Here is a 25,551-nt window from a genome sequence, read left to right as displayed (position 1 = left end):
GTTGTCGACGATTCAGCTGGACCGATTATTTGTTCTGTTCCTTTAACGTTTTCTTGATCTTCTGGTTGATCTTCTTCGGAGCTTCCTCCGCGGAAACCTGACCTGCTATGGCCGACGAGATGGTCTTGTTGATGTTGTTCCAGCGAATATCACTCATTCCCTTCACGTCCCACGCCGCTCCGGTCGTAGCGTACTGACTGCCGTACTTGTCCACGTTATCGATGGCCGTCGTGGTCCACGACGCGAGTTTGTCGCCGTACTGTTCGGTCAGCTTGCCGCTCATCGGGGCGTAACCGGGAATCGCCTCGTAGTACTCGCCCCACGCGGGAAGCGCGAAGTCTTCGTCGGTGAGCAGGTACATGTTGAGGTCCCACGCCGCTTTCTTTTTCTTGTCGCTAGTGTCGAGGATCGACGTCTGCTGTTCTACGGCCCACATGTGACCGCCGTGTTCCCCGGAGACACCTTCGAGTTCGGAAATACCGACCTTGGAACCGTAGTCCGGGTCGAGTTTCGGGTCCGGCAGCAACATCACGTCACCGTCGCCGCCCTGCCACCCGAACTTGACGTCCGATTTGACCTGCCGCCAGCGGTTTGCAGTCGGCGTCGCGTACATGAAGGACGCGACGCGGTCGGTGAGCATGAGCGACGGTATCTCCTCGTCACCCCGCGACGCGGACTTCTTGCTCGAGAACTTCTTCGCGAGCTTGATGCAGTTTTTGACCATGCCGTCGGTCTTCGGCGCGTCCTTGTGGTCGCTCCCGACGACTATGTCCGGGTCTTTCGGGTCGCCGCGAATCCACGGGTCGGTCCCGTCGGTGTATGCGGTCCGTGCCTCGCCCCAGTAGGATTCGAGGTCGTTGTAGACGCCCGTCTCTTCCCAGGCGATGATGTCCTGGTTCTTGTCGATCTTTTCGAGATAGCCGTAGAAATCGCTCCACGTGGCGAGGTCCTTTTTCGGGTTGCTGACACCCGCCTTCTTGAACGCTTGCACGTTGATCCCGAGATTGGTGTTCGTGTGGCGCTGTGCACCGCCGGACCAGTAGTCCCCGCGGAACTGGGCGGATTCCTTGTTTGCGGCGGTCAGGTTGTCGGGCATGCCCTTCGTCTTCTCGTAAAACGGCTTGTGATTGGGCACTTTCCCCTGATTGAAGAATTTCAGTCCGAGTGCGCCTCCCTCCGCTATCGCCGGTGGGTTCCCGGCGTTGACGGTCGAGGACAGTTTCGTCTTGATGTCCCCATAGGAAACCGCTTGCAGGTTGACCGTTACCGACCCGTTTTTCTCCTGGAAATCCTTCATCGAATCCTGATAGTGCTTTCGAATGTCGGAGTTCTCGGCGGCCATCCCGGAGATGAACTGGATGGTGGTCGAACCGGAGCCGCCACCGCCGTCGTTGTTTCCATCTCCATCGTTGTTTCCGTCTCCGCCGTTGCCGTCGCCGTCGTTTCCACCGCTGGAGCAACCGGCGAGGGCACCGAGTGCCCCCGTCGCGGCCGTGGCACCCGTTCCCTTGACAAATGTCCGACGGGAAAGGGACCTGTCTTCGTTCTGGCCAGTGTTATCTAATGGCATCCCATCATTACTTGAACAAGAGGGTATAATAAACTTTGCCGATTAATCATCGCTCACTTCGCTCCAAACAAAACATCGATGATTCGATTCGAAACCGACGAACCACGATAAACCTAAGGCCGGGGGCAGTCACGGAATAGGCATGACAAACGGTGATGAATTCGAACTCCTCGGCGACGTGCGGGCGGTGTGCGACGTCGTCGATTCGACGCTCGGGCCGTTCGGCGCGAACAAACTCGTCGTAGAGGCGGACGGGACGGTCACGACGACGGCCGCCGGGTCCGCCGTTATCGAGAGGCTCGATGTCTCGAATCCCTCTGTAGAACTCCTCCGTACGGGGGTCGAGGGATTTCACGAGGTACACGGAGACGGCGCGAGTTCGGTCGTGACGGTGCTCGGGGGTCTTCTCCGCGAGGCGAATCGGCTGGCGGACCTGGGATGTCACCCGACGGTCATCGAGCGGGGATATCGCGCGGCGATGACCGTGGCGGACGAGTACGTCGGAACGCACGCACGCCCCCTTTCGGCGGTCGGCGCGGAGGCCGTTGCGGCGACGGCGTTGACCGGAACGCGTGACCCGGCAGTTCGCGAGATGACCGCGTCCCTCGTCACCGAGGCGGTCGATACCGTTCTCGCTGCCGCAGAACCGGGGTCCGACGTCGGTCGAAACGTGACGGTGGTCTCGCACGTCGGGGCGGCGTCCGCCGAATCGAAACTCGTTCCCGGCGTCGTCGTCGATACGTCACCGGACGTCCGGTCGATGCCGCGGAACGTCGGAGAGGCCGGTGTCGCGGTGCTCTCCGGCAAGGTCGATGTCCCTCACGTTTCCGAACTGGACGGGTCCGAGCGCGCCTTCTCGGTGGACGGGTTCGAGACCCGTGCGGCCGTGGGCGACCGGGAGCGCGCGTCGTTCATCGAAACGTTGGATCGCGTCGCCGACGCGGGGTGTCGGGCGGTTTTCACGACTGGTGGGGTCAACGACCGCGTCGTCACCATGCTCGCCAACCGGGGTATCGTCGCGTTCTCGGCGCTCGACGAAGCGGACATCGCCCTCCTCGCGCGTGCGACGGGAGCGATGGTCGTCCCCTCGTTGGATGACGTCTCCCGGGAGACGCTCGGTGACGGCACCGTCTCGGTAAACCGCCACGCGGGCCACGACATGGTTCACGTCCAGGCGGATACCTCCCCCGTCTACACGCTGTTCTGCCGCGCACCCGACCCTCGTTCGACCGACGCCTTCGAGCGGTCGGTCGAGGCTGCCGTCCGTGCGACCGCCACCGCGCGGACGGACGGACGAGTCGTCCCCGGAGCAGGGGCGGTCGAAGTCGGTGCGGCCCGAGCGATTCACGACCACGCACCGTCCGTCGCCGGGAAGGAGCAACTCGCCGTCGAAGCGTTCGCGGACGGGCTCCTCGCGGTACCACGGGCGCTCGCTCGGAACGGCGGATTGGATGGCTGGACGGCCATCGCCCGTCTCGTGGCCGCACACTCGACGGGTCGTGATGCGATCGGGGTGGACTCCACCCGTGGCGAGATACGGGACGTCCTCGCCGAGAGCCCGGTCGTCGAACCCGCGGCACTCCGACGCGCCGTTTGGAACACCGCCACCGACCTTGCAATCCGATTCCTGCGGGTCGACGAGCAAATTTTCGCCGAGAATCTCGGCGACGAGGACGACTCCGTCGCCCCGCGCCGCTGATCACTCGTGTTCGGTTCGGGGGGTGAACCGTTCCCCGTCGACGTTGGGAAAGAGCACGGCGTCGACGGTCAACAACTGTTCGGCGACGGAACGGGCGGTTTCGGTGGCCTGCGAGAAGATTCGGCGCGGTTCGACGATACCCGTGTCGTAGGCGTTCGCGAGGTTGCCCGTTTCCAAATCGAGGCCCAACGGAACCGGGTCGTCCCCCGCGTGTGCGGTACGAAGTGCAGCGACGGCGTCGACGGGATCGAGCCCCGCGTTCCGCGCGAGTTCTTCCGGGACGACTTCCAACGCGTCGGCGAACGCTTCGACGGCGAGTTGCTCCGTTCCCGAAACGGAACGGGCGAACCGTCGGAGGTCGACCGAAACGGCCGTCGCGGCGGCACCAGCGCCGGGAAGTAGCTGCCGGTCGATGGCCGCCACCGAGGCGACTTCGAGGGCGTCCTCGATGGTGCGTTCCCGCTCGATTCTGGCTGTTTCCGTCTCGGTTCCCGCGATGAGCGTGTAGACGGGACCGTCGCAGTCGTCGAAGACCGCCCACTTCTCGTCCTCGCGTACGAGTTCCGTGACCCGCCCCGCCGTCCCGAGGACGTCCCGTCCGATGTACTCACTGTTGGATACGACGCGTGCACCCGTCGCGCGTGCGAGGCGGTGGACGTCGGATTTCGGATACTGTGCCCGGTCCACGACGACGACTCCGCGCGTTTCGAGTGCCCCGACGACGGCGTCCTCGACTTCGTCCCGACAGACGAAGACGTCGACGTCGAGTTCGTCGATACGCTCTACGAACGCGCTCCGACGTTCGGCGAGTACTCGGCTGTCGGCGGCGCGTTGGTCGGGGGAGACGGTGGACTCACCGAAGGACGTTGCGGCCTCGCCGAAGGCGGGCGTTTCGTCCATAATCGCGACCGTCGCGTCCGTGAGTTCTCCCTCGACGACCGGTTCCCAGTCGAACTCGACGTGAACGTCCTCGTGCTCGCGGGCCGCGCCCGGGAGCCGTCGGAGGACGACCCCTCGGTGGAGGCGGCCGGTCGCGCCGGTTCCGACGACCACCGAGACGTCGTCCGTGTCGAACCAGCTGCCGTCGGCCGCGGTGGCGAGCGAGGCGACGGCTTCGGCGACGAGTTCCGCGTAGCGTTCGCGGGCGTCGTCGTCGAGGTCCGCGGTCATCGCGGTCGAGGCGACACGAGCGAGCGTATCACGGTCGTCAGGCGTGCACTTCCGTGCGAGCGTATCGAGGATCTCGCCGGATCGCTGGGCCGCTATCGCGTATCCGACGACGATGGTGCTCGGGTGGAGACCCTGCTCGATCAGCTCGAGGCCGCCACGGATGAGTTCGTCCGCGAGGAGAACCGCGGTCCCGGTGCCGTCGCCGAGCGACCGTTGCACCGAGTCGACGCTGTCGACGAACAGGGCGGCGACGGGGTCGTTGAAACCGTCGCCTCGTTCGACCGCGGCGAGTATCTCCTCGGCGCTCCCGGTCAGTACCGCTTCCGGTTCCCCCTGTAGGTCGTGTGTCTCGACGAGCTTTTCGAGGCCGTACGGACCGATGGTGGAGCGGACGAGCGAAGCGACCTGCTGCGTGGTCCGGCGAATGTATTCACGCGCCTCCTCGTCTCGGATCGTCCAGTCGCTCCTGTCGACGCCCTCGACACCGGGTTCCGTTCCATCGACATTCATTGACACGGATTTTGCAAGTGGAACGTATAAACTTGCCCACCGACCGGCGTTCGGGGGGACGAACGACGGGCGAGGAGTAAAGACGCCGGTTACTCACACCGATGCGGAAACGATGGATCGATAGCGCTCCTCGGCGCGTTCCCGGTCATCCTCCGAGAGGTCGACGAGGGGTTCGCGGACGGGACCACCGTACTGTCCCACGAGGTCGAGACCGTACTTGACGGCCGGGACGTTGTTCGCGGAACCGAATCGGTTGTTCGGCCCCGTCTCCTGCCGGAGGTCCTCGTAGGACCGAAGCTGATCGCGGATTTCCTTCCCCCGGGACAAATCGCCGCCTTCGAGCGCCTCCTGAAGGGCGAGCACCTGTTCGGGGACGAAGTTCCCGATGCCGGTCGAGAACCCCTCGGAACCTTCGAGGGAGAACGACGGAGCGTACCGCTCGGCGATGCCGTTGATCCAGACGATGTCGCCGGGAGTCGTTCGCACGCCGTCCGAAAACGCGGCGATGTCCTCCACGGCGTACTTGACTGCGACGACGTTCTCGCGGGCGGAGAGTTCACGGATGTGGTCGTGCGTGAGTTCCGGCCCGCGTTTGTAGAGGACGACGCCGAGGTCGGTGTGGTCGGCGATGGTACGATAGTAATCGAGGATGCCCTCCTCGTGGACGTACGTGTGGACGGGATGCATCACCATGACGGCGTCCGCTCCCGCGTCGGCATACCGGTCGGCGAGCATCGTCGCGTTCTTCGTGCTCCCGCCGACGCCGCCGACGGTAGTCCCCCCGTCGCCGAAGGCGTCGGCGGTCGTTTCGACGACGGCGGCCCGCTCTTCGTTGGAGAGGGAGTAGTACTCGCCGGTGTTCCCGCACGGAACGATCACTTCCGCGCCCGCATCCCGGATGAATTCGACGTTCGACGCGAGTTCGTCGTGTCGCACCGCCTCGCCGTCTTCGGTGAACGGTGTCGGATTGGTAAACGCGACGTTTCGGAGGTCCTGCCTCAGCGATCCGTAGTCCATTGGTATCACGTGACGTACTACTAGCGAACTACAAAAAGACTTGCTTCCAGGGGCGGTCGTTTTCCCTCATCGCCCCCAAAGCGAGGATTAATGCAGCGGTGCGTCAACGACCCACATATGCGTATCACAGACATGGAAGTTTTTCCGGTCGCACACCGGGAACCCCGTCTCCGAAACTCGTGGGGCGGTCATAGCGACGTCGCGGCACGAACGATACTCCGTCTCACGACGGCGGACGGAGAAGTCGGTATCGGAGAAACGTACGGAGACCAGAGCGACACCCTCGAAAACGTTCGTCACCTCGTCGAAGGAGCGAACCCCTTCGAGCGAAAACCCCTCGAACTCAAACTCCAAGACCCGATGGTCTACGGCGCGATCGACACTGCCCTCTACGACCTCATCGGCCGCTCGCTGGACGAACCGGTGTACAACCTCCTCGGCGGAAAGGTCCGTGACGAGGTGGAGTTCTCGGGGTACCTCTTTTACAAACAGGAGGACTCGGACCCCGATTCGGCCGCCGTCGCCGGGTACGAGGTGCTGTCCGCGGAGGACATGGTCCGCGAGGCACGGGAGTTCGTCGAACTGGGCGGCTTCGAGACCCTGAAGGTGAAAGGCGGCGTCCTCGAACCCGACGAGGAGATACGGACCCTCGAACTGCTGGCCGAGGAGTTCGGCGAGGACACGCCGCTCCGAATCGACCCGAACGGAACGTGGAGCGTCGAAACGACCGTCGATATCGCCCGACGCCTGCGGGAGTCCGACCTCACCATCGAATTCCTCGAAGACCCCGTCCCGACCCTGAACGCCCATCAGCGATTGAAGGAGTACGTCGATTATCCCATCGCCACGAACATGTACGTCGTGGATTTCGACGAGATAGCGCCCGCGGTTCGCCGGGAAGCCGTCGACGTCATTCTCTCGGACCACCACTACTGGGGCGGTCTGTCGGGGAACGTCGACCTGGATAGGGTCGCACGGACGTTCGACCTCGGCGTCGGGATGCATTCGAACTCACACCTCGGCGTGAGCATGGCGGCGATGGCACACGTCGCGGCGGCCATGCCCACGGTTCGATACGCCTGCGATTCCCACTACCCGTGGATGGCCGACGACGTCATCGAGACGCCCCTCACGTTCGAAAACGGTTGTCTCACCCCCGAAGGTCCCGGTCTCGGCGTCGAACTGGACGAGGACAAACTGGAGCGAGCACGGCGGCGGTACGAGGAATCCGACCCGCTCGCGTACTCCAGCGTCGGTTCGATGGCCACCGAGTACGCGAGCGCGATGGACGACATCGGCCGGAGCGACTGGCTGCCGAACAAGCCTCGGTGGTGATACCGTGCCAGCAGGGTTGATACGGCGTGCGGGCGGACAGGACGTGGCCATCGCGACGGCCGCCGCCGCCAACAAGGGTGGGTCCATCCTGATGGGGACGGTCATGGCCATCTACGTCGGCCGCGTCGGAACCCCGTTCGCCGTCAGTCTCGTGACGGCGACCTACTTCTTCGGTTTGATGGTGTTCTCCCCGATATGGGGTGCCGTCGCGGACGTTACGGGTCGCCGACGAACGGTGTTGGTCCTCTCCGCGGCGTGCGCGGCCGTCTCAATACTCCCATTGACGTTCGTCGGCGGTGTCGGGGTATCGCTCGGATTCCGCACCCTGTTCGCCGTCTTCGCGGCCGGTTTCCTGCCCGTGATGCTGACGGTCGTCAGCGAACGGGGCGGCGATTCGGAGCGCGGCCGAGCGGTGGGCCTGTTTTCGAGCGCCGCCGCGGTGGGGTTCATGCTCGGCCAGTTCACCTCCGGGGCGCTCATCGAACTGTTCCCTCGTTCGACCGTCTACCTCCTGATCGCCGGCTTTGCGGCCATCGTCGCCGTCGCCTGCCTCGCCGTCGAGGACCCGACGTCCGACCAGAATCGCGAGGTTACTCTCGGTCTCATTGCACAGAAAACGGCCAACCGACTCGTTCCGACCACGGGTATCGACCACCTGCAAACGAACGGTCTTCAGTGGTTGTACGTCGCCTCCTTCCTCCGAAGCGTGACCGTCCTGGGGATGACGAGTCTGCTTCCCGTCTATCTCGTCTCGAACGTCGGGGTCTCCCCGTTCGTGATGGGCGTCCTCCTCGCGATCAATCCGGCCGTCCAAATCGCCGGGATGTACCTGATGGGTCGGCTCTCCGACCGCGTCGGCCGGAAGCGCCTCATCGTCTCCGGCCTCGTCGGGAGCGGCGGCTACACGCTCCTTATCGGCCTCACGGCGATGCCGGGGACGCTCTCGGGACAGGTGCTCCTCGCCGGACTCGGCCTGTTCTGTCTCGGCACTTCCTTCTCCGCGCTCCAGACGGGCATCATCTCCTTCATCGGGGACGTGGCCCCCACCGACCGCGAATCCGAACTCATCGGTCTCCGGTCGACGGCACGCGGTTTCGGCGGGGTCGTCGCGCCTCCGCTGTTCGGCGTCTCCGCGATGGTGGTGGGTTTTCAAACGACGTTCCTCGCCGCGACCCTCCTCTCGTGGATGGGTGCGGCGCTGGTGATTCGTTTCGTCTCCGAGAGCTACACACCGACTGGGGCGACGGGGATGCCGGCCGTCGACTGACCGTCGAGGGGATCGTCCGAAGCGAACGCGAAGGCGGACGGAGTCGCGCCGCGGCGGAACAGTTATACCGTTCTCGTGGAACGAATCGTTCGTAATGGAGCGAACGATACTGGTACTGAAGTCGGGGACGCACGGAATGCCGATCGAGGAGTACGCGGCGGCGATCGGTGAGCGAGTGCCGGACGCCGAAGTCGAGTTGGCGCGAACGCGCGGCGAGGAACTCGAAAAGATCCCCGACGCGACGGTCGTCACGAGCAAGCGAATCGACGACGAACTGCTGGCGAACGCGGAAAACATGCGGTTGTTCGCCTGCTACTCCGCCGGATACGAACACCTTCCCCTCGCGGAACTCGAATCGCACGGCGTCGCGGTGACGAACGGGTCCGGAATCCACGCGCCGAACATGGCCGAACAGGTCCTCGGTAACTTGCTCGTGTTCACACGCCGCCTCGACGAGGGATGGCGTCGACAACGGAACCGCCGGTGGGAACACTACCAAGCCCACGAACTCAAAGGCGCGACCGTCACCGTCGTCGGCCTCGGTGCCATCGGACGGGCGATCGTTGAGCGGTTGGAACCGTTCGGGGTCGATACCATCGGCGTTCGATACACGCCCGCAAAGGGCGGCCCGACGGACGAGGTGGTCGGCTTTGACGGCCCCGAGTTCGAGTCTGCGCTCGCACGAACGGACTACGTAGTCCTCGCGTGCCCGCTCTCGGAGACGACGGAGGGGCTCATCGGTGCGGAGGAGTTCGACGTCCTCGCTCCCGATGCCGTCCTCGTCAACGTCGCCCGCGGACCGGTCGTCGATACCGACGCGCTGCTCGACGCCGTGCGGAGTAACCAACTTCGCGGCGCGGCGCTGGACGTGACGGATCCCGAACCGCTTCCCGAAGACCACCCGCTGTGGAACTTCGAGAACGTTCACATCACCCCCCACATGGCCGGACATACCCCGAAGTACTACGAGCGATGTGCCGATATTCTCGCACGCAACCTGGAGCGGGTGGACGAGACCAGGGAATACCGCGAGTTGGAGAATCAGGTGGCGGGGCCGGAGTAGGGGGAAATTGCGAGGTTTTATTTCTCGTACAGGCGACGAAGCGCGGCCAGACGTTCGTCCCGTCGACGCGTCACCGCGTCCGGGGAGTCGTAGTCGTGAAACCCCGCGCCGTCGGCGATTCCCCCGCGCCCACGGTCGAGGTAGTCGTCGAAGAGCGCATTCGGTTCGTCGTCGTCACAGAGGTGCGTGTAGAGTTCGTCCGTGACCGTGCGAAACAGGTCCAGACCGGCGATATCCATCGTCTCGAACGGGCCGACGACCGACGTTCGACGGGCGTAGCCGTCGCGGATGGCGGTGTCGATATCCTCGATGGAGGCCACACCTTCCGCGGCGAGATGCATGCACTCCCGGACGACGGCGCTCTGGATGCGGTTCCAGACGAACCCCGGAACGTCGCGCTCGACGACCACCGGTTTCCGGTCGACGGCTTCGACGAACGCCGCGGTCCGGTCCATCGTCTCGTCGGACGTCTCCGCGCCGCGGACCACCTCGACCGGTTCCAGCAGATAGGGCGGGTACCACCAGTGACAACCGACGATTCGATCCGCGCAGCTCGGCGCACCGTCGGCGATGTCGGTGACGCGGAGACTGGAGGTGTTGGAGGCGAGAACGGCGTCTTTAGGGGCCACTTCGCCGATACGCTGAAACAGCTCCCGTTTGACTTCGATGTCCTCGGTGACGGTTTCGAGGACGAAGTCGGTATCGTCGACGGCCGCTTCGAGGTCGGTTTGGTAGGTCACTTCGGAGAACGCGTCCTCGGGTTCCACGGGTGCGAGGTCCCGTTCGTCGAGAAACGACAGGACGTCCCGGATGCGTTCTCGGGCGCTATCGAGATTCGATTCGTGATGATCGTAGAGCGCGACGGATCTTCCGTTGAGCGCGAAATGAGCCGCGAAGCCGTGTCCCATGTTCCCCGCGCCGATGACCGCAACGTCCCGTATCGGATGCATCGTGGGTGAGAGCGTGCGTCGCACCCACTAAACTGTACCGTCGCTCGAAATCCGACGATCATCACGCCTGCTCGACGGAGACCGAAAAGAGTCATATATATTTAGTAAATATTATTATTACTTTGCATTATATTATAATACTGTTCAATAATTATTTGGTTACTCACTTAGACTGTAATCCTATGCCAAGAAGTAACAACGGCATCGATCGTAGAGGGATGATGAAGTACTCCACGCTCGCGAGCGCCGGACTGCTCGGGTCGTTCGCAGGCTGTACCGACATGGGAGGCGGCGGAAGCGGGGGCGGTGGATCGAAGGACTTCACGAAGAAGGCGAAGAAGATCGGTTTCGCCGATGACTGGCAGAAGCGACGCATGACGTCGCTCGACGAGTGGAAGATCGGGGACCGAAAAGCGGTCCCGTCCGAAAAGAAGCTCACGAACAAGCAGGCGTGGAAGGATTCGAAATCGCTCAAATCCTCGCCGTTCAAGCTCCCGGACGGGTGGAAGGACGTCGTCGGCGACGTCAGTGAACTCCAGATACTCAACTTCGGGTCGCTGAAGTACGACCCGGCGACGGTGGCGACCTACGCCCTGTTCGAGGACCGCTCGGGTATCACGCTCAACCCGCTCGAAATCGTGGTCGACCAGGCCATCCCGAAGGAGACGGCGTTCCTGCAGGCCGGGAAGGGGAAACCCGAGATGTTCGACGTGGTCATCACCGACTCGCTTTCGTCGTTCGTCTCCGGGAACAACCTCGAGTCGCTCGATGCACTGATGCCCAAAGAGGAGATGTGGGAGCCGTATCAGCCGGTGATGAAGAGTTCGCTCAAGTACGAGGACCACCTCTACGCCGGTCCGACGTACTTGGAAGCCAGCCTCATCCACGTCCGCCCGGACCTTCTGAAGAAACAAGGGGTCCCCGAGAAATCGCGGAAGGCCATCCTCGACGGAACGTGGACGTGGGACGATTTGGAAGCCGCGATGAAGGCGTTCGAAGGCACCGGGACGTACGCGTGGGCCTATCGCGGGTCCTCGCGCGTCTACACCATGCGGGACTTCATGAAGATGTTCTACCAGGCGGGCGGTCAGTTCATGGACGACAGCGGGACGGTGACGGTGAACAGCAAACCGGCCCAGGTCGCGCTCGAAAAGATGGTCGAGTGGCACGACAAGGGATGGGTGCCGGACGAGGTGGTCAATTACGGACAGGGCGACTTGGCCGACGGCTTCCTCTCGGGTCAGTTCGCGATGGTTCCCGTGTACGGCGACCTCGTTCCCAAGGCGATGGCGAAGTTCAAAAAGGAGGGCCAGTACACGCCGACGCTCAGCCCGAAGGGTGGCAAGGACGCGCCGAATCCGACTCGGGCGGGCATCGCGTCCCCCACCGGTCTCGGCATCAACGTGAACGCGCCGACGAAGAAGAAACTCGCCGCGATGCTCTACCTCGACACCCGACTCAGCCTCACGAGCCAGTGGTGGGAGTTCGTCGTCGAGGGCAACCAATCGTACTCCAAGGACGTCTACACGGAGGCGGCGAAAACCGACTCCGCGAACTACGCGGAGATTCGCGGCGAGCAGATGAAGTTGAACAAGGCCGAGGTCTTCCCGCAGGAACGACCCATCAAGCAACACGTGAGCCAGGAATGCCAGAAGGCCCTCGCGGGTGACGTGTCCCCGAAGAAAGCGCTCGATAACGCACAGGACTACGTCGACAAAGTCCTCGGGCAGTAATCATCCCATGTCATATGAAACAGACACCCCGTTCGGCGAGCCCGATACGGCGTACGAGGAGGTGAAGTACCGCCTCTCCCAGTTCGTCAACGACCACATCCTCCTCGTCCTTCTGGGACCGGCCCTGGTGGTCATCACGGCCATCTTCATCTATCCGGTACTCCAGTTGTTCAGGCAGTCGTTCTACCTGACCCTCCCGGGCGTTCCGAGTCGGTTCATCGGCCTCGGGAACTACACCGACATGCTCGGACGGGACGAGTTCTGGACGTACTTTCGGCACACGTTGGTCTACTCGTTCGGGTCGCTCGCGCTGAGCCTCGGCGGCGGGCTCTGTGTCGCACTGGCCATCAATCACGTGACCCACCGACGACTCCGGAACACCTACTCGACGGTGATGATGTTCGCGTGGGCCATTCCCATCGCCGTCGTCGCCCTCATCTGGAAGTGGATATTCACCGGTAACAAACTGGGTCTGATAAACATGGTCCTCATGGACCTCGGTATCCTCGACCAGCCGTACGCGTGGTTGGCCCAGCAAAACCTCGCGATGGCGATCGTGACGTTCACGGACGCGTGGGCTCGACTCCCGTTCGCGATGATCGTCCTGCTGGCGGGCCTGCAATCGATCCCGAACCACATGTACGACGCGGCGAAGGTCGACGGGGCCACGACGTTCCAGACGTTTCGCGCCATCACGCTTCCGTACCTGCGGCCGTACATCGCCATCGTCGCGCTGATGAACTGGATGTTCGCCTTCCGCGCGTTCGCCATCATCTTCCCGCTGTCGCGGGGCGGTCCCGGAACGCGGACGACGGTGTTCAGCCTCTACATCTATCGGGAGGGAATGATCAACTTCGACTACGGATACGCGTCGGCCATCGCGACGTTCATCATCCTCATCTCCTTGATCGTCGCCGTGATTTACGTCACGAAGATCATGGGAGGTGTTCAGGACGAATGAGCACGCCGAACGAAGGATACGAACGGATCAGCTACGAGAGCAAACAGCGGTTCTGGGACGTCGTCGAGAGTCCGTACATCGTGCATCTCGTGCTCGCACTCGCGGTGCTGAGCGTCATCGTTCCCCTGTTCTGGGAGCTGCTCACGTCGTTCAAGACGAACGGCGCGGTGTACAACCTCCACTACCTTCCGCGCAACCCGACGTTGAAGTCGTACTACGAGGTTCTCATCGGTCAACAGTACTGGAAGGCGCTACTGAACAGCCTCATCATTTCGTCGGTGACGACGGCAGTCGTGATGGCCCTCGCCACTCCGGCGGGGTACGCGTTCAGCCGCTATCGGTTCCGCGGCGACAACATCATCTTCATCGGGGTGTTGTTCTCGCGACTGTTCCCGCCCATCGGCCTCGTCGTTCCGTACTACCAGATCATGTCGTGGGGAGGGTTGCTGAACACGCTGCCGGGGATCATCATCGCCCAGATCTACCTCTGGTTGCCGTTGATGATTTACATCATGCGGAACTTCTTCATGTCCATCCCGCCCGCCTTGGACGAGTCGGCGCGGGTGGACGGCTGTACGAAGTTCCAAGCGTTCTGGAGGATAGCGTTGCCGCTCGCGGCCCCCGGCGTCGCCGCGTGCGCCATCCTCACCTTCCTCTACTCGTGGCGGGAGTTCCTCTTCTCGCTCATCGTGACGACGGACCTGCAGTCCATGCCGATCTCCGTCGCCGTTTTCAAATTCGTCGGCGACGTCTCCGTCCAGTGGGCGGGCCTCGCCGCCGCGAGCATCGTCGCCGTTCTTCCGACCATCCTCATCGTCGTGTTCTTCCAGCGCTACATCGTGAGCGGCCTGACGGCGGGGGCGTTGAAGGAATGACCGAACAGACACCGAACCATCAACGAACGGAGCCAACAGAATGAGCGAAAGCGAATCCGAAAACGCGGTACGATCAAGTATCGACGACAAATCGAACGACCACAACGTCCGAATCGACGAGTTCACGAAGGTGTACCGGTCCGGCGGCGAGGACGTCGTCGCGGTCGAAAACCTCAACATCGACGTTCGACGCGGTGAGTTCCTCGTGTTCGTCGGCCCCTCGGGGTGCGGAAAGACCACTACCCTCCGAACCGTCGCCGGCTTGGAGGAAGCCACCGAAGGCCGCATCTGGATCGAGGGGAACGACGTCACCGGAAAGGATCCCCGGGAACGGGGTATCGCGATGGTGTTCCAGAACTACGCGCTCTACCCGCACATGACGGTTCGAGAGAACATGTCGTTCCCGCTTCGCATCCGGAACTACCCCGACGACAAGGTGGATTCTCGGGTCGAGGAGGCCGCCAGCCTCCTCTCCATCGACGACCTGCTGGAGCGCAAGCCGAGCGAACTCTCCGGCGGGCAACAACAACGCGTCGCGTTGGGTCGCGCCATCGTCCGCGAACCCTCGGTGTTCCTGATGGACGAGCCGCTGTCGAACCTCGACGCGAAACTCCGCGTTCAGATGCGGACGGAGCTGAACGAGATTCACAAGCGCGTTGGAAAGACGACCATCTACGTGACACACGACCAAGCGGAGGCGATGACGCTCGGCGACCGCGTCGTCGTGTTGAACGACGGGAAACTCCAACAGATCGGACCGCCACAGCACCTCTACGACAATCCCACGAACCAGTTCGTCGCGGGCTTCATCGGTGAACCTCCGATGAACTTCGTTCCGGTGGACCTCCGCGAGACGGCGAACGGGTACGAGGTGCACGCCGACGGCCTGTTCACCATCGACCTGCCCGAACAGCACGTTCGCGCCGTGGACGAGTGGGACGGGCCGCTCCACTCCGTCACCCTCGGCATCCGACCCGAGGACCTTCACGACGCGGAATCCGACGGCCAGCGTCACGGGGGAACCTTCGAGGCGTTCGTCAAAGTCGTCGAGCCGATGGGGTCCGATAAGTTCCTCACGCTCACGCCGCCCGACGGCGGCATCGAGTTCACGGCTCGCGTCGTCCCCAACAGCAACGCCACCGAGGACGCCACCATCTCCCTCTCACCGAACGTGAACAAGATACACCTCTTCGACGACGACACCGGGCAGAACGTCACATCTCAGTAGACGGCTCGGACCGTTTTTTTGCTCGCCGACAACGAATCGTAGCTCGCTTCCCGATAGCGGCGTGGACGTTCCGTCCCCCGAATCAGACCCGACGGAGACGATCGAGCGCGTCGACGATGGTCGAGTTCCCGCCGAAGGCACCCGCCTTGGTTACGATGGGCGTTCCGTCGGCCTCCCCACCGCGAACCTCACCGACGGGGACGCCGACGTCGATCTCCTCGCCGCCGAGGGCGACCCCGTCCGCGTCGAGTCGGTCGAGGACGCTCTTCGCGACGGAACCGCCGGTGAGAAACAGTCCGTCGGGGTTCCGTCCCTCCCAGACGGTTTCGGCAGCGATACCGAGCGCGGCGGTCACTCGCTCGCGGGCGTGGCGTCCCGAGACGTTCTCCCGTCTCGCCGTCTCCAGCGTTGCGGCGACGGTATCGCCGTCGCGCGCCGCCGTGAGGACGACCGCCGGTTCCGTTGCAAGCCGTTCGAGGCATTCGGCGGCGGCATTTCTCGCGGCGTCGTCGGGGGCGCTCACGGCGGTTCGGGCGTCGAGTCGGACGACCCGATTTTCGGGGACCGCACCGAGTTGCGTCAGCGTCCTCGGATTCACGCTCCCCGCGACGCCGAAGGCGACACCGCTGGGGTCCGCGGCGACGGACGAGGACTCCAAGGTGGATTCGCCGGGGCAACGGACGTGTTCGGCGAGTCCGGCGCTTCCGACCAGAAGGACGTCCCCGTCGTACCCGTGGGCACCCGCGGCGACGGCGTCGAGGTGCGAATCGTGAACGATATCGAAGACGACGATGTGACGGTCGTGGGGTTCGACGTCGTCGGGGGGGAGAAGCGCTTCGCCGATCGAGCGCCCGGCGACGCGTTCGATACCCGCGTGGGCGACCGGACCGCCTATCTGTTCTCGAACGAGGCGCGGTACGTGTGCGGTCCCGATTCCGCTGTCCGGGTCCGACCCGACCTCCGTATCGGTGAGGAGTTCGCCGCTGACGAGGTGGTAGCCACACGCGGTGAGGCGGTCGTTCGAGGGATGTGCCGGTGCGACGGCCGTCGCGTCGGCGTCCATGGCGTCGTGAGCGGCGGCGATTTCCACGCCGAGGTTCCCGCGGAGCGTCGAGTCCACCTTCTTATAGACGACCGCAGCGTCGGTGGATTCGACGACGCTCCGGACCCGGGAGGCCGCCTCTTCGGCGGCGGCGTAGCGCGAATCGGTGTCGACGACGGTGACTGCCGCCTCCGGATCGTCGAAGTCCGAATCGAGTCGGACGATGGTCTCGTACCCTCGTCCGGCGAACGAGTGGCCCGTGTCCATCGCGCCGGTCAAGTCGTCGGCGACGACGAGGGTGCGGTCTGCGGTCATCGACCCGAGTGGACGCCGTCGATTTCGTCGCGGAACCGCGTCTCGGACGATGGCACACTGAGGGGAAACTCCGACTGTGAGTCCGCTGATGATCTCTGGAGGGGACGGCCCGGTGTATCGATGTCTATCATGGTCTCCCCTTCCCCCGCGAAGAATCTTAGTTCTACCTCCCGCCGAAACCGTGCCGACGGGAAACTGCAAAATACCCGATCCCCTCAGTGATGAGTGTATGTCCGACAGTGGAGGAACGAACGAGTATCGACCGGTCACCGTCGAGGGAAAGACGGCCGTCGTAATCGGCGGCACGAGCGGCATCGGGCGAGCGATCGCGATCGGCTTTGCGAAGGACGGCGCCGACGTCGTCGCGACGAGTCGGTCCGAGTCGCGCGTCGGGGACACCGCCGAAACCCTCCGTGCGGAGGGTGCAGACACCGTCGAAGTGACGTGCGACGTCATCGCTCGGGAAACGCTCGAATCCGTGCGGGAGACGGTCGACGCCGAACTCGGCGGGACCGACGTTCTCGTGAACTCGCCCAGCAGTATCGCACGAAGCGATATCGCGGACGCAACCGACGCCGAGTGGGATGCGGTCTTCGACGTCCAACTCGACGGCACGCGCCGCGCGACACAGGTGTTCGCTCCCGAGATGGAGGACGGAAGCATCATCAACGTCGCCTCCCTCTCCGCAGAACTGGCGATGCCGGAACTCGCCGCGTACTCGACCGCAAAGGGAGGACTCGGCGCCTTCACGCGCGTCGCCGCACAGGAGTTCGCCCCCGAGGTACGTGTCAACGCCGTCCGTCCCGGATTTATCGAATCGAAGCAGACGGAGGGGGTCTACGCGGAGGGGATGCCGCGCCACGACCGTATCGCGGAGCGAACCGCTGCGGGACGTCTCGGCCATCCGGAGGAGATAATCGGCGCGGCGATCTACCTCGCAAGCGATGCAGCGTCGTACACGACCGGCGAGATACTCACGGTCGATTCGGGGTTCACGGCGAACACCTTCGTCTGGGACTGAGTCGTGCGCTAAAATGAGGAGGTTCGGGACGAATCAGTCGTCGTCTTCCTCCCGGTCGAGCCAGAAGTCGAAGGACCGTCCCGGAGCGAACACGTCCAAGCCGACGGCGCGTTCGTCGCCCGTGTTCTCGACGCGGTGGGCCTCCCACGAATCGAGCCACACGGAGTCGTTTTCGCCGAGCGTCACCTCGTCGTCCTCGGTGTAGACCGTCATCTCACCCTGTAGCACGAGACAGACCTGTTCGTTCTCGTGGTCGTGCATCGCCGAGGAGTGTCCGGGGGGCTTTTCGAACCACTCGAAGGTGAACTCCTCGCTGCCCGCCATCGAAACGCGCCGCCAGCCTTTTTCGGGTTCGTACGATTCCGCCTCGTCGAAGAACGTCGGTTCCATGGTCGTTCGCTCCCACTCGATCGAACGTCAAAAGTGTGTGGGAGAAGGCACGGTGTAAGATTTATATCCGCCCGATGAGCTATGGTAGGTTATGACGTACGGGCCCAAGAAAATCGTTGACCTCATCGAGGAGAGCGGGTGGTCGTACCCCGTCACGACGACGCGACTGGAACGGAAACACGCGCTCGCGAACATCCGAATCGACGAACGCGGAAACTCGATGATGCTCGGGGAACTCCTCGCGGAGGGCGACATCGACCGGTTCGAGGACGAAGACGACCTCTACGTGAAAATGGAACCGCTGTTCGAAGCGGAGAGGCAGAAGCGAAACGTCGGTATCATCGGCAAACTCAAACGAATCGTCCTCGGGACGTACACACGGTGACGAGACGATGAACAAACTGCGCACGACGGCGATATTCGGCGGCGCGGTTCTCCTCATCGCCGCGGCATGGGGGATTCTCGAATACGGTTCGACGGCCGGTCTCGAACCGTTCGCGTGGATAGCGCTCGTCGCCATCCTCGTGGCGATAGCGCCGGATGCAATCTCCCTCGCGAAACACACGGTTTACCAATATCTGCGCGAGTCGAAGGCCGCGGACGCCCGCGCCGGGACGAAGGACCGGTACTTCAGGTCCACCGAAACGTTTCGGGGGCGCGAGGAGGTTCTCGATAGCGTCCGCGACGCCGTCAACGGGACCGATAGTTACGAGGACGTCGCCGCCAACGATTTCCCGGAGGGAACCGGCCTCTCGGTCACCCACGCCGGGTTTCACAACTCGTTCGTGCGCGTCGACGCGGCGGGCAGACTCGTCCTCGCGGGTGCCTCGAAGCGGACAGCGGACCTCGCCGACGATATCGCGACGACTCTCGATACGTCCTTCGACCAATCGTGGGCGAACCCGATGCGTAATCGTAAACCCATCACGGGCGGGTTTCGCATCCTTCTCGCGGTTGCCCTCCTGACGGCCACGGGTCTCGGTGTCGGCGCAGTCGCCGCCGCCGGATATCCCTCGAACGCGTACAACCCCCTCGAAAAGGCCGTTCTCGCGTCGTACGACGCCCGTGAGACGGTGACTCCCGGAATGAGCGAGACGGATGCGGCCATCGGCAAGGCCGAGTTCCGTGTGGACATGCTTCGGGAGTCGAGCGTCGAAATCGGGTGGAACGACGGCGATTCCATCCGTCTCATCGATACCGGATTGGCCACCTACTCGGTCGCGGGAGACACTCGGTCGTCGATAGCGGACCTACGGGATCGGAGTCTCACTCCCGCACAACGGGCCCGCATCGATGGTATCGCCACCGACCTCCGTGACGCCGAGACGAGCGCGGCAGCGACCCTCCGAAAGCGAGCAGGCGACCGGGAAAACGAGGTCGCGTCGAGGGGTATCCGCGATATAGCGAACGCCCTCGGTGATCATCGTGCTGGAACGGCAGGTGCCTCGCTCTCCATCACCATGCCGAAGGCGAACACCGAAATTTCGTTGCGGAAAATAGACACCGGCGGTGTCGGCAACGGAACCGCGACGAACGAATCGACTCCGAACGGCGCGGCGGCTAACGGGTCCGCCTGACCGAACGTCCGACCCGTCCCCTTTCCGCTCGTCCTGAGGAATCGTTTTGTGGGATGGGTGCACACCACGTAACTATGGTAACTGGTACTGGCGGCGAACTCGTCTACGATGCGCTGGTCGACGCGGGTGTGGAATTGCTCGTCGGCCTTCCCGGAACCCAGACGCTTCCCTTGGACCGGATCGTGGTCCGGCGTGACGAAATGGCGTATCTGATGGCCCGGCACGAAACCGCGGTCCCGCACATCGCGTGGGGATACTTCGAGACGACCGGCCGACCTGCGGCGACGCTTACCGTCCCCGGCCCCGGGGACACGAACGTGATGCACGGGCTACAAAACGCCCACGAAGATTGCGTACCTATCCTCCACGTTTCCGCCGACGTGAACCCCGAAGACCGCGGGAAGGGTCCTATTCACGAAATCGAGTCGGACACGTTCGACAACGTCGTCAAGCGAAACGTGACCGTGAGCGACGAACTCGAACTCCACGAACTGGTCGAAGGGGGAATCGAGACGGCCCTCACCCCGCCGTGTGGTCCGGTTCGACTCGGCGTCCCGTCGGGTCTCCTCGCGGCCGAAATCGAGGCACCCGAGGTGAGCGTAACCCCTGAACGGGCCACGTACGGGAACGACTCCTATTCGGAGACTGCCGATCTCCTCGCCGAAGCGGAGCGACCGGTGATATACGTCGGCGGAGGGGTACGTCGGTCGTCCGAGGGGGTTCGTGTCGTCCGGGAACTCGCCGAGGCGCTCGATGCTGCTGTCATCACGTCGCTCAAGGGGAAAGGCGTCTACCCGGAGAGCGACGATCGTTGGCTCGGCGTCACCGGAACACACACGCCAGCAGGAATGCGCGAGACGCTCTCCGCCGCCGACGTCGTCCTCGCACTCGGAACCGACTTCGACGGCGTCACCACTGCCAATTGGGAACTTCCAATGGGGGAGACACTCGTCCACGTCACGCTCGACACCGACGACGTGAACGAGGGATACGACGCCGACGTCGCCATCGTGGACGACGTCACCCGAGCGGGCGACCGCATCCTCGCGGACCTGGAAGGTCGGGGTGGGGACGGTTGGAACGGTGCCGACGTCGCCCGACGCGTCCGCGCTGAGTACGAGAACCATCTCCACGACCTCGGACTCTTCGATGGTGACTCGCCCGCCAACACGCCGGAACTCCTCGCGGCGGTCCGGGAAGCAACACCCCGTGCATCGCCGGTCACGACCGACGTGGGAGGGTTTCGACTCTGGTCGATGCAGACGTTCGAAACCGACGCCCCGGACCGATTCGTCACCGCCGGGTCGTGGGCCGGGATGGGCGTCGGTCTTCCGGCGGCGATCGGCGCCGCGGTCGGCCGTGACGACGACCAGCCCGTCGTCTGCCTCACCGGCGATGGCGGACTGATGATGTGCATCCACGAACTCCACACCGCCGCCGAGTACGGTCTCAACGTCGTGGTCGTGGTCTCGAACAACGCGGACTACGGCATCATCTCGAAGTCGCCGAAGATCATGCAGTACACGGACCGGCACGAGTTCACGTGGGACCGTCCCGACTTCGCCGAAATCGCCGAGGGCTTCGGCGTTCGAGGGACCACCGTCGACACGGCGGCGGCGGCGGGTGACGCCGTCGCGGACGCGGTGGAGCGACGGGCGGGGCCGGAGCTCATCGACGTGACCGTCGAAACGGAAGAGCCGTCCGCGGCCGCCGCCGCGGACTACGAAACCGAGCTCTCGTTCAATTGAAACCGGATTCGCCTTCGAGCAGGTGTTCCTCGACGACGTCTTCGTCGAGTTCGATACCGAGTCCCGGTCGCTCGGGGACTTCGATGTAGCCGTCCTCGATGAGCGGGTCGCTCGTGTGCAGGTCGTCCCACCAATCGACTTCGAGCGCGTGGTATTCGAGGACGTCGAAGTTCGGAATACAGGCTCCGAGATGTACACACGCCATCGTTCCGATGGGACTACAGACGTTGTGCGGCGAGAACGCGATGTAGTTCTCCTCGGCCCGGTTCGCGATGGCCTTCGATTCGGCGAGACCGCCGCAGGTCGACGGGTCCGGCGTGACGATATCGACGCCGAAGTCGTAGAGGAGCTCTTTGAACTCGTGGACGCGGAACCTGTTCTCGCCGGTCGCGAGCGGGATACCGGTCGCCCGGGCGACTTCGCGCTGGGCGTCCATGTTCTCCGGGGGAACGACGTCTTCGAGCCACATCAGGTCGTAGGGCTCCAGCTTTCGCGCGACGCGTTTCGCGCTGTCCAGCGAGTAGTCCCAGTGGATGTCGAACGCGAGGTCGATATCATATCCGATGGTCTCGCGGACTGACTCCACGATATCGACCTTCCGCTGCACGGCGCGGTTCGACACTCGCCCGTTGTACGGATCCGGGTGGTTGTCCATCTCCATGTCGAGGTCGAACTTGAGGGCGGTAAAGCCCATCTCTGCCACACGAGCCGCCTCCTCTGCGTACGCTTCGGGGCGATAGGCGTCCTCGTCGTGATGGGCGACGTATCCGTCCTCGGTCTCGAACGCTTCGCCCGCGTGGCAATCGCAGTAAATCCGGACCGCGTCACGATACTTCCCGCCGAGCAACTGATAGACCGGAACCCCCAGGACTTTTCCCATGATGTCCCAGCAGGCGATTTCGACGCCCGAGGCGGCGGTCACGACCTTTCCGGTCGTGCCGCCGTGGCCGGACATGTCTTGCACGATGCGACGGAAGATTCGCTCCGGGTCGAGCGGATTTTCTCCGACGAGGAAGCGCTTCATGTATTCCATGAGATCCGTGACCGTTCCGCCGCGATAGGACTCGCCGATGCCCGTGACACCCGCGTCCGTGTGTACTTTCACCAGATTCCACTCGAAGTTCCCTTCGACGACGGCGGTTTCGATATCGGTGATCTTCACGTCCCGGTCCGGCGCGCGGTTGGTCGCGTGGTTGGAAAAGTCGCGCATCAGTCCCGTCCTCCGCGTCCGTTCCGCTCGCTACCTTTCAGCGTGGCGTTCGCTTCCATGGGATAACGTTCGATGTACGGAATCGAACCCATATAACCATTGTCACCGGATACCGTACGATACGATCGTTTAAGTGAACGCTTTCGCAACGAACGGTATGGAATTCCCCGACGCGAACGAACTCGCTCCGGTCGTGCCCGACGTGGAGTTACCGCGGTTTGCACGAGTGCGTCACGAACCGTCCACGCCCGAACTCGACGACCCCAAGTCGGTCGCCCGAAACGAAGTCGGCTCCCTCCCGCTCGACGGCGCTGAGGAGGGTTCGACCGTCGCCGTCGGCGTCGGAAGTCGCGGTATCGACCGCATCGACACCGTCACCGCCGCGGTCGTGACCGAACTCGCCGACCGCGGATTCGACCCGGTCGTCGTTCCGGCAATGGGGAGTCACGGCGGGGCGACCTCCGAGGGCCAACGGACCGTCCTCGAATCCTACGGCATCACCGAGGACGCACTCGACTGCCCCATTGACCCGCGCACGGACACGACCATCCTCGGGGAGACCGACCGCGGATTCCCCGTTCACTGGTCTACGGCCGCCCTCGAAGCGGACGCCACGCTGGTGATAAACCGGGTGAAGGCACATACGAACTTCCACGGTGCCGTCGAGAGCGGTCTCACGAAGATGAGCGTCATCGGGTTGGGGAAACAGCAAGGTGCCCGGAACACGCACGAACACGCCATCGTCGACGGGTACGAGACCGTCCTCCGCGACGCGTTCGACGTTATTGCCGCCGAATCGAATCTCGTCGGCGGCATCGCGCTCGTCGAGAACTTCCACGACCGACTCGCGGAGGTGGCCGGCATCCCCGTCGGGGAACTGCCGGACGGTGAGACGCCGCTGTTGGAACGGGCGTACGAGTACATGCCGACGCTTCCGTACGACGAACTCGACGTCCTCGTCGTGGACCGGATGGGGAAGGACGTCTCGGGGGCGGGCATGGACACGAACGTCATCGGTCGGTACAACGTATTGAACGCGGACGACCCCGAGTTCCCCGACATCAAGCGGATTTACGTCCGCGGACTGACCGAGGCGTCCCACGGGAACGGTGCCGGTATCGGTCTCGCGGACGTCACCCGACGGTCGCTGGTCGAAGGACTCGACCTCGCACAGACGTACACGAACATCATCACGAGTAACTCCCTCGCGAAGGCGGCACTCCCGGTAGTCCTCCCTACCGACGAGGCCGCGGTGAACGTCACGCTCGGCTCGGTCGGTCCGTACGACCCGGAACGGGTTCGCGTCGCCTGGATTCGCGACACCGGCCACCTCTCGGAGTTCCGTATCTCGGAGGCGCTCGTCGACGAAGCCGAGAACGTCTCGGTTCAGGACTGGGAGCGCCTCGACTTCGAGGAGGGTGAGGCCACTTTCGAGGAAATCCAGTAAGATAGCGCGGGCATCCCCACATTTTTCATGGAGTCCGTCGTAGTACGAATATATGAACACGAAAGATAATTTCAATTATGGGCCCCGTCCGGTTCCCGAGGGGATTATTCTGGACGCTTGCGGTGAACGATCGCTCCCTGAACTCGGCGTTATCGAGCAGCTGTGGAAGACGGACCCGATTCCGGAGGACCGAATCGCGGACGTTGCGGCGGCGGCGGTAGACTCGTTCGACCTCGCGGACGTCCCCGATGGCGGCGAAGTGGCCGTCGGGACGGGAAGTCGTGGCATCGCGAACATCCCCGCCATCGTTCGCAGCGTCGTCGCCGAACTCCGCGAACGCGGGTACGAACCCTTCGTGTTCCCCGCGATGGGAAGCCACGGCGGGGCCACCGCCGACGGCCAACGCGAGATGCTGGCGTCACTCGGCGTCACCGATGACGCTATCGACTGCGAGATTCGTGCGACGATGGACACGACGGTCGTCGGAGAGACCCCCGACCGCGGCGTCGAAGTTCACGCCGACGCGAACGCCGCCGCGGCGGACGCCATCGTCCCAATCAACCGCGTGAAACCGCACACCGACTTTCAGGGCGACGTCGAGAGCGGTCTCTCGAAGATGCTCGTCATCGGCATGGGGAAACAACGGGGAGCGAAGACGGCCCACGAGTGGGCGATGGACTGGAGTTTCAGAAACATGATCCCCGAAATCGCATCCCTGCTCGTCGAGGAGCTTCCAGTCGTCGGTGGGGTGGCCATCGTCGAGGACGAACACGACGATACCGCCACCATCGAGGGTGTCCCTCCTGAAGGGTTTCTCGACCGAGAAGCTGAACTGCTTGAGGAAGCGTACGACCGTCTTCCGACGATTCCGTTCGACGAAGTGGACGTCCTCATCGTGGACCGGATGGGAAAGGACGTTTCCGGATCCGGAATGGATACGAACGTCATCGGACGACTCGTGTTCGGCCCCGAACCCGCCCCGGAGACGCCGAACATCGAACGGATCTTCGTCCGAGGGCTTACCGAGCCCTCACACGGCAACGCGACTGGTCTGGGGTCCGCCGATTTCATTCACGCCGACCTCTTCGAGTCGATAAACCTTCCCGACACGCTCGTGAACGGCCTCACGGCATCGGCACCCCGAGGTGTCCGCATCCCTCCGGCCGTCGAGACGGACCGAGCAGGCCTCCTCGCCTGTCTTTCGACCATCGGCGTCACACCCCCCGAAGACGCGCGTGTCGTTCGTATCCGCGATACGATGCGACTCGGTCGCTTTGCGGCGTCCCCCTCGCTGATAGCGGAAGCCCGAGAACGCGATGACTTGCGTGTCGCCTTCGAACCGGAGCCCATCGATTTCGAGGACGGTCAGTTCGTCGAGAACGTGGTCGAAACTACTGGTCCCTGATGGTGTCGCGGTGTTCGA

Annotated in this window: 21 protein-coding genes; 14 read left to right on the top strand and 7 right to left on the bottom strand. The window is 63.5% G+C overall.

The features are described 5' to 3' along the window. Window positions 1-25 precede the first annotated feature (25 nt). On the bottom strand, window positions 26-1,570 hold the full coding sequence (locus tag ACGYLY_RS21660) for an extracellular solute-binding protein (protein ID WP_395284476.1): 1,545 nt from the start codon (window positions 1,568-1,570) through the stop codon (window positions 26-28). Window positions 1,571-1,712: 142 nt separating this feature from the next. On the opposite strand from ACGYLY_RS21660, the gene ACGYLY_RS21655 reads away from it, so the two are divergent. Beyond that, window positions 1,713-3,269, top strand: a complete 1,557-nt coding sequence (locus tag ACGYLY_RS21655; protein ID WP_395284477.1) for a TCP-1/cpn60 chaperonin family protein — start codon at window positions 1,713-1,715, stop codon at window positions 3,267-3,269. Here the strand turns inward: ACGYLY_RS21655 and ACGYLY_RS21650 are convergent, their stop codons facing one another. Continuing rightward, window positions 3,270-4,949 carry a TCP-1/cpn60 chaperonin family protein gene (locus ACGYLY_RS21650; RefSeq protein WP_395284478.1) on the bottom strand — a complete coding sequence of 560 codons (1,680 nt, stop codon included), beginning with the start codon at window positions 4,947-4,949 and terminating at the stop codon, window positions 3,270-3,272. Between the two features lie 93 nt (window positions 4,950-5,042). Beyond that, on the bottom strand, window positions 5,043-5,966 hold the full coding sequence (locus ACGYLY_RS21645; protein ID WP_395284479.1) for a dihydrodipicolinate synthase family protein: 924 nt from the start codon (window positions 5,964-5,966) through the stop codon (window positions 5,043-5,045). A 117-nt stretch (window positions 5,967-6,083) separates the two neighbouring features. On the opposite strand from ACGYLY_RS21645, the gene ACGYLY_RS21640 reads away from it, so the two are divergent. From ACGYLY_RS21640 to ACGYLY_RS21630, 3 genes are all read left to right on the top strand, one after another. Then, on the top strand, window positions 6,084-7,301 hold the full coding sequence (locus ACGYLY_RS21640) for an enolase C-terminal domain-like protein (RefSeq protein WP_395284480.1): 1,218 nt from the start codon (window positions 6,084-6,086) through the stop codon (window positions 7,299-7,301). Between the two features lie 4 nt (window positions 7,302-7,305). Beyond that, on the top strand, window positions 7,306-8,568 hold the full coding sequence (locus tag ACGYLY_RS21635) for an MFS transporter (protein WP_395284481.1): 1,263 nt from the start codon (window positions 7,306-7,308) through the stop codon (window positions 8,566-8,568). 94 nt (window positions 8,569-8,662) lie between these two features. Then, window positions 8,663-9,631: a D-2-hydroxyacid dehydrogenase gene (locus ACGYLY_RS21630; RefSeq protein WP_395284482.1), complete on the top strand. Its 969-nt coding sequence runs from the start codon at window positions 8,663-8,665 to the stop codon at window positions 9,629-9,631. Between the two features lie 17 nt (window positions 9,632-9,648). Here the strand turns inward: ACGYLY_RS21630 and ACGYLY_RS21625 are convergent, their stop codons facing one another. Then, the gene (locus tag ACGYLY_RS21625; RefSeq protein WP_395284483.1) at window positions 9,649-10,581 is read right to left on the bottom strand and encodes a 3-hydroxyacyl-CoA dehydrogenase family protein; all 933 of its coding nucleotides are present in this window, start codon (window positions 10,579-10,581) and stop codon (window positions 9,649-9,651) included. 182 nt (window positions 10,582-10,763) lie between these two features. Here ACGYLY_RS21625 and ACGYLY_RS21620 point away from each other — a divergent pair, with 182 nt between their 5' ends. Genes ACGYLY_RS21620 through ACGYLY_RS21605 form a run of 4 tightly spaced genes read left to right on the top strand, consistent with a single transcriptional unit; the run spans window position 10,764 to window position 15,378 of the window. Beyond that, on the top strand, window positions 10,764-12,314 hold the full coding sequence (locus tag ACGYLY_RS21620) for an ABC transporter substrate-binding protein (protein WP_395284484.1): 1,551 nt from the start codon (window positions 10,764-10,766) through the stop codon (window positions 12,312-12,314). 7 nt (window positions 12,315-12,321) lie between these two features. Continuing rightward, the gene (locus ACGYLY_RS21615) at window positions 12,322-13,275 is read left to right on the top strand and encodes a carbohydrate ABC transporter permease (RefSeq protein WP_395284485.1); all 954 of its coding nucleotides are present in this window, start codon (window positions 12,322-12,324) and stop codon (window positions 13,273-13,275) included. Further along, window positions 13,272-14,150: a carbohydrate ABC transporter permease gene (locus ACGYLY_RS21610; protein ID WP_395284486.1), complete on the top strand. Its 879-nt coding sequence runs from the start codon at window positions 13,272-13,274 to the stop codon at window positions 14,148-14,150. The genes ACGYLY_RS21615 and ACGYLY_RS21610 overlap by 4 nt, the downstream gene beginning before the upstream one ends. Before the next feature lie 40 nt (window positions 14,151-14,190). Beyond that, entirely contained in the window at window positions 14,191-15,378 is a 1,188-nt protein-coding gene (locus tag ACGYLY_RS21605; protein ID WP_395284487.1) for an ABC transporter ATP-binding protein, read from the top strand. Window positions 15,379-15,460: 82 nt separating this feature from the next. Here ACGYLY_RS21605 and ACGYLY_RS21600 read toward each other — a convergent pair whose 3' ends face one another. Next, window positions 15,461-16,735, bottom strand: a complete 1,275-nt coding sequence (locus tag ACGYLY_RS21600) for a four-carbon acid sugar kinase family protein (protein WP_395284488.1) — start codon at window positions 16,733-16,735, stop codon at window positions 15,461-15,463. A gap of 229 nt (window positions 16,736-16,964) precedes the next feature. Between ACGYLY_RS21600 and ACGYLY_RS21595 the strand changes: the two genes are divergently transcribed. Further along, entirely contained in the window at window positions 16,965-17,756 is a 792-nt protein-coding gene (locus ACGYLY_RS21595) for an SDR family NAD(P)-dependent oxidoreductase (protein WP_395284489.1), read from the top strand. 33 nt (window positions 17,757-17,789) lie between these two features. Here the strand turns inward: ACGYLY_RS21595 and ACGYLY_RS21590 are convergent, their stop codons facing one another. Then, window positions 17,790-18,146, bottom strand: coding sequence for a cupin domain-containing protein (locus ACGYLY_RS21590; protein ID WP_231187973.1), 357 nt, complete (start codon window positions 18,144-18,146; stop codon window positions 17,790-17,792). A gap of 91 nt (window positions 18,147-18,237) precedes the next feature. Here ACGYLY_RS21590 and ACGYLY_RS21585 point away from each other — a divergent pair, with 91 nt between their 5' ends. From ACGYLY_RS21585 to ACGYLY_RS21575, 3 genes are all read left to right on the top strand, one after another. Continuing rightward, window positions 18,238-18,531 carry a hypothetical protein gene (locus ACGYLY_RS21585; protein ID WP_395284490.1) on the top strand — a complete coding sequence of 98 codons (294 nt, stop codon included), beginning with the start codon at window positions 18,238-18,240 and terminating at the stop codon, window positions 18,529-18,531. A 7-nt stretch (window positions 18,532-18,538) separates the two neighbouring features. Beyond that, window positions 18,539-19,723 carry a hypothetical protein gene (locus tag ACGYLY_RS21580; protein WP_395284491.1) on the top strand — a complete coding sequence of 395 codons (1,185 nt, stop codon included), beginning with the start codon at window positions 18,539-18,541 and terminating at the stop codon, window positions 19,721-19,723. Window positions 19,724-19,797: 74 nt separating this feature from the next. Next, window positions 19,798-21,471, top strand: coding sequence for a thiamine pyrophosphate-binding protein (locus ACGYLY_RS21575; RefSeq protein WP_395284492.1), 1,674 nt, complete (start codon window positions 19,798-19,800; stop codon window positions 21,469-21,471). Here the strand turns inward: ACGYLY_RS21575 and ACGYLY_RS21570 are convergent. Continuing rightward, the gene (locus ACGYLY_RS21570; protein ID WP_395284493.1) at window positions 21,464-22,681 is read right to left on the bottom strand and encodes a mandelate racemase/muconate lactonizing enzyme family protein; all 1,218 of its coding nucleotides are present in this window, start codon (window positions 22,679-22,681) and stop codon (window positions 21,464-21,466) included. The two genes, ACGYLY_RS21575 and ACGYLY_RS21570, sit on opposite strands and share 8 nt — an antisense overlap. Before the next feature lie 157 nt (window positions 22,682-22,838). On the opposite strand from ACGYLY_RS21570, the gene ACGYLY_RS21565 reads away from it, so the two are divergent. Together ACGYLY_RS21565 and ACGYLY_RS21560 are read left to right on the top strand one after the other, a co-directional pair. Continuing rightward, window positions 22,839-24,128 carry a lactate racemase domain-containing protein gene (locus tag ACGYLY_RS21565; RefSeq protein WP_395284494.1) on the top strand — a complete coding sequence of 430 codons (1,290 nt, stop codon included), beginning with the start codon at window positions 22,839-22,841 and terminating at the stop codon, window positions 24,126-24,128. A gap of 52 nt (window positions 24,129-24,180) precedes the next feature. After that, window positions 24,181-25,533: a DUF362 domain-containing protein gene (locus ACGYLY_RS21560; RefSeq protein ID WP_395284495.1), complete on the top strand. Its 1,353-nt coding sequence runs from the start codon at window positions 24,181-24,183 to the stop codon at window positions 25,531-25,533. The last annotated feature ends 18 nt before the right edge of the window (window positions 25,534-25,551 follow it).

Origin of the sequence: Haladaptatus sp. CMAA 1909 (assembly GCF_043952005.1) — an archaeon.
Taxonomy (GTDB): domain Archaea; phylum Halobacteriota; class Halobacteria; order Halobacteriales; family Haladaptataceae; genus Haladaptatus.
The sequence above is the reverse complement of the archived record's forward strand: the minus strand, read 5'-3'. Positions and strand labels throughout refer to the sequence as shown.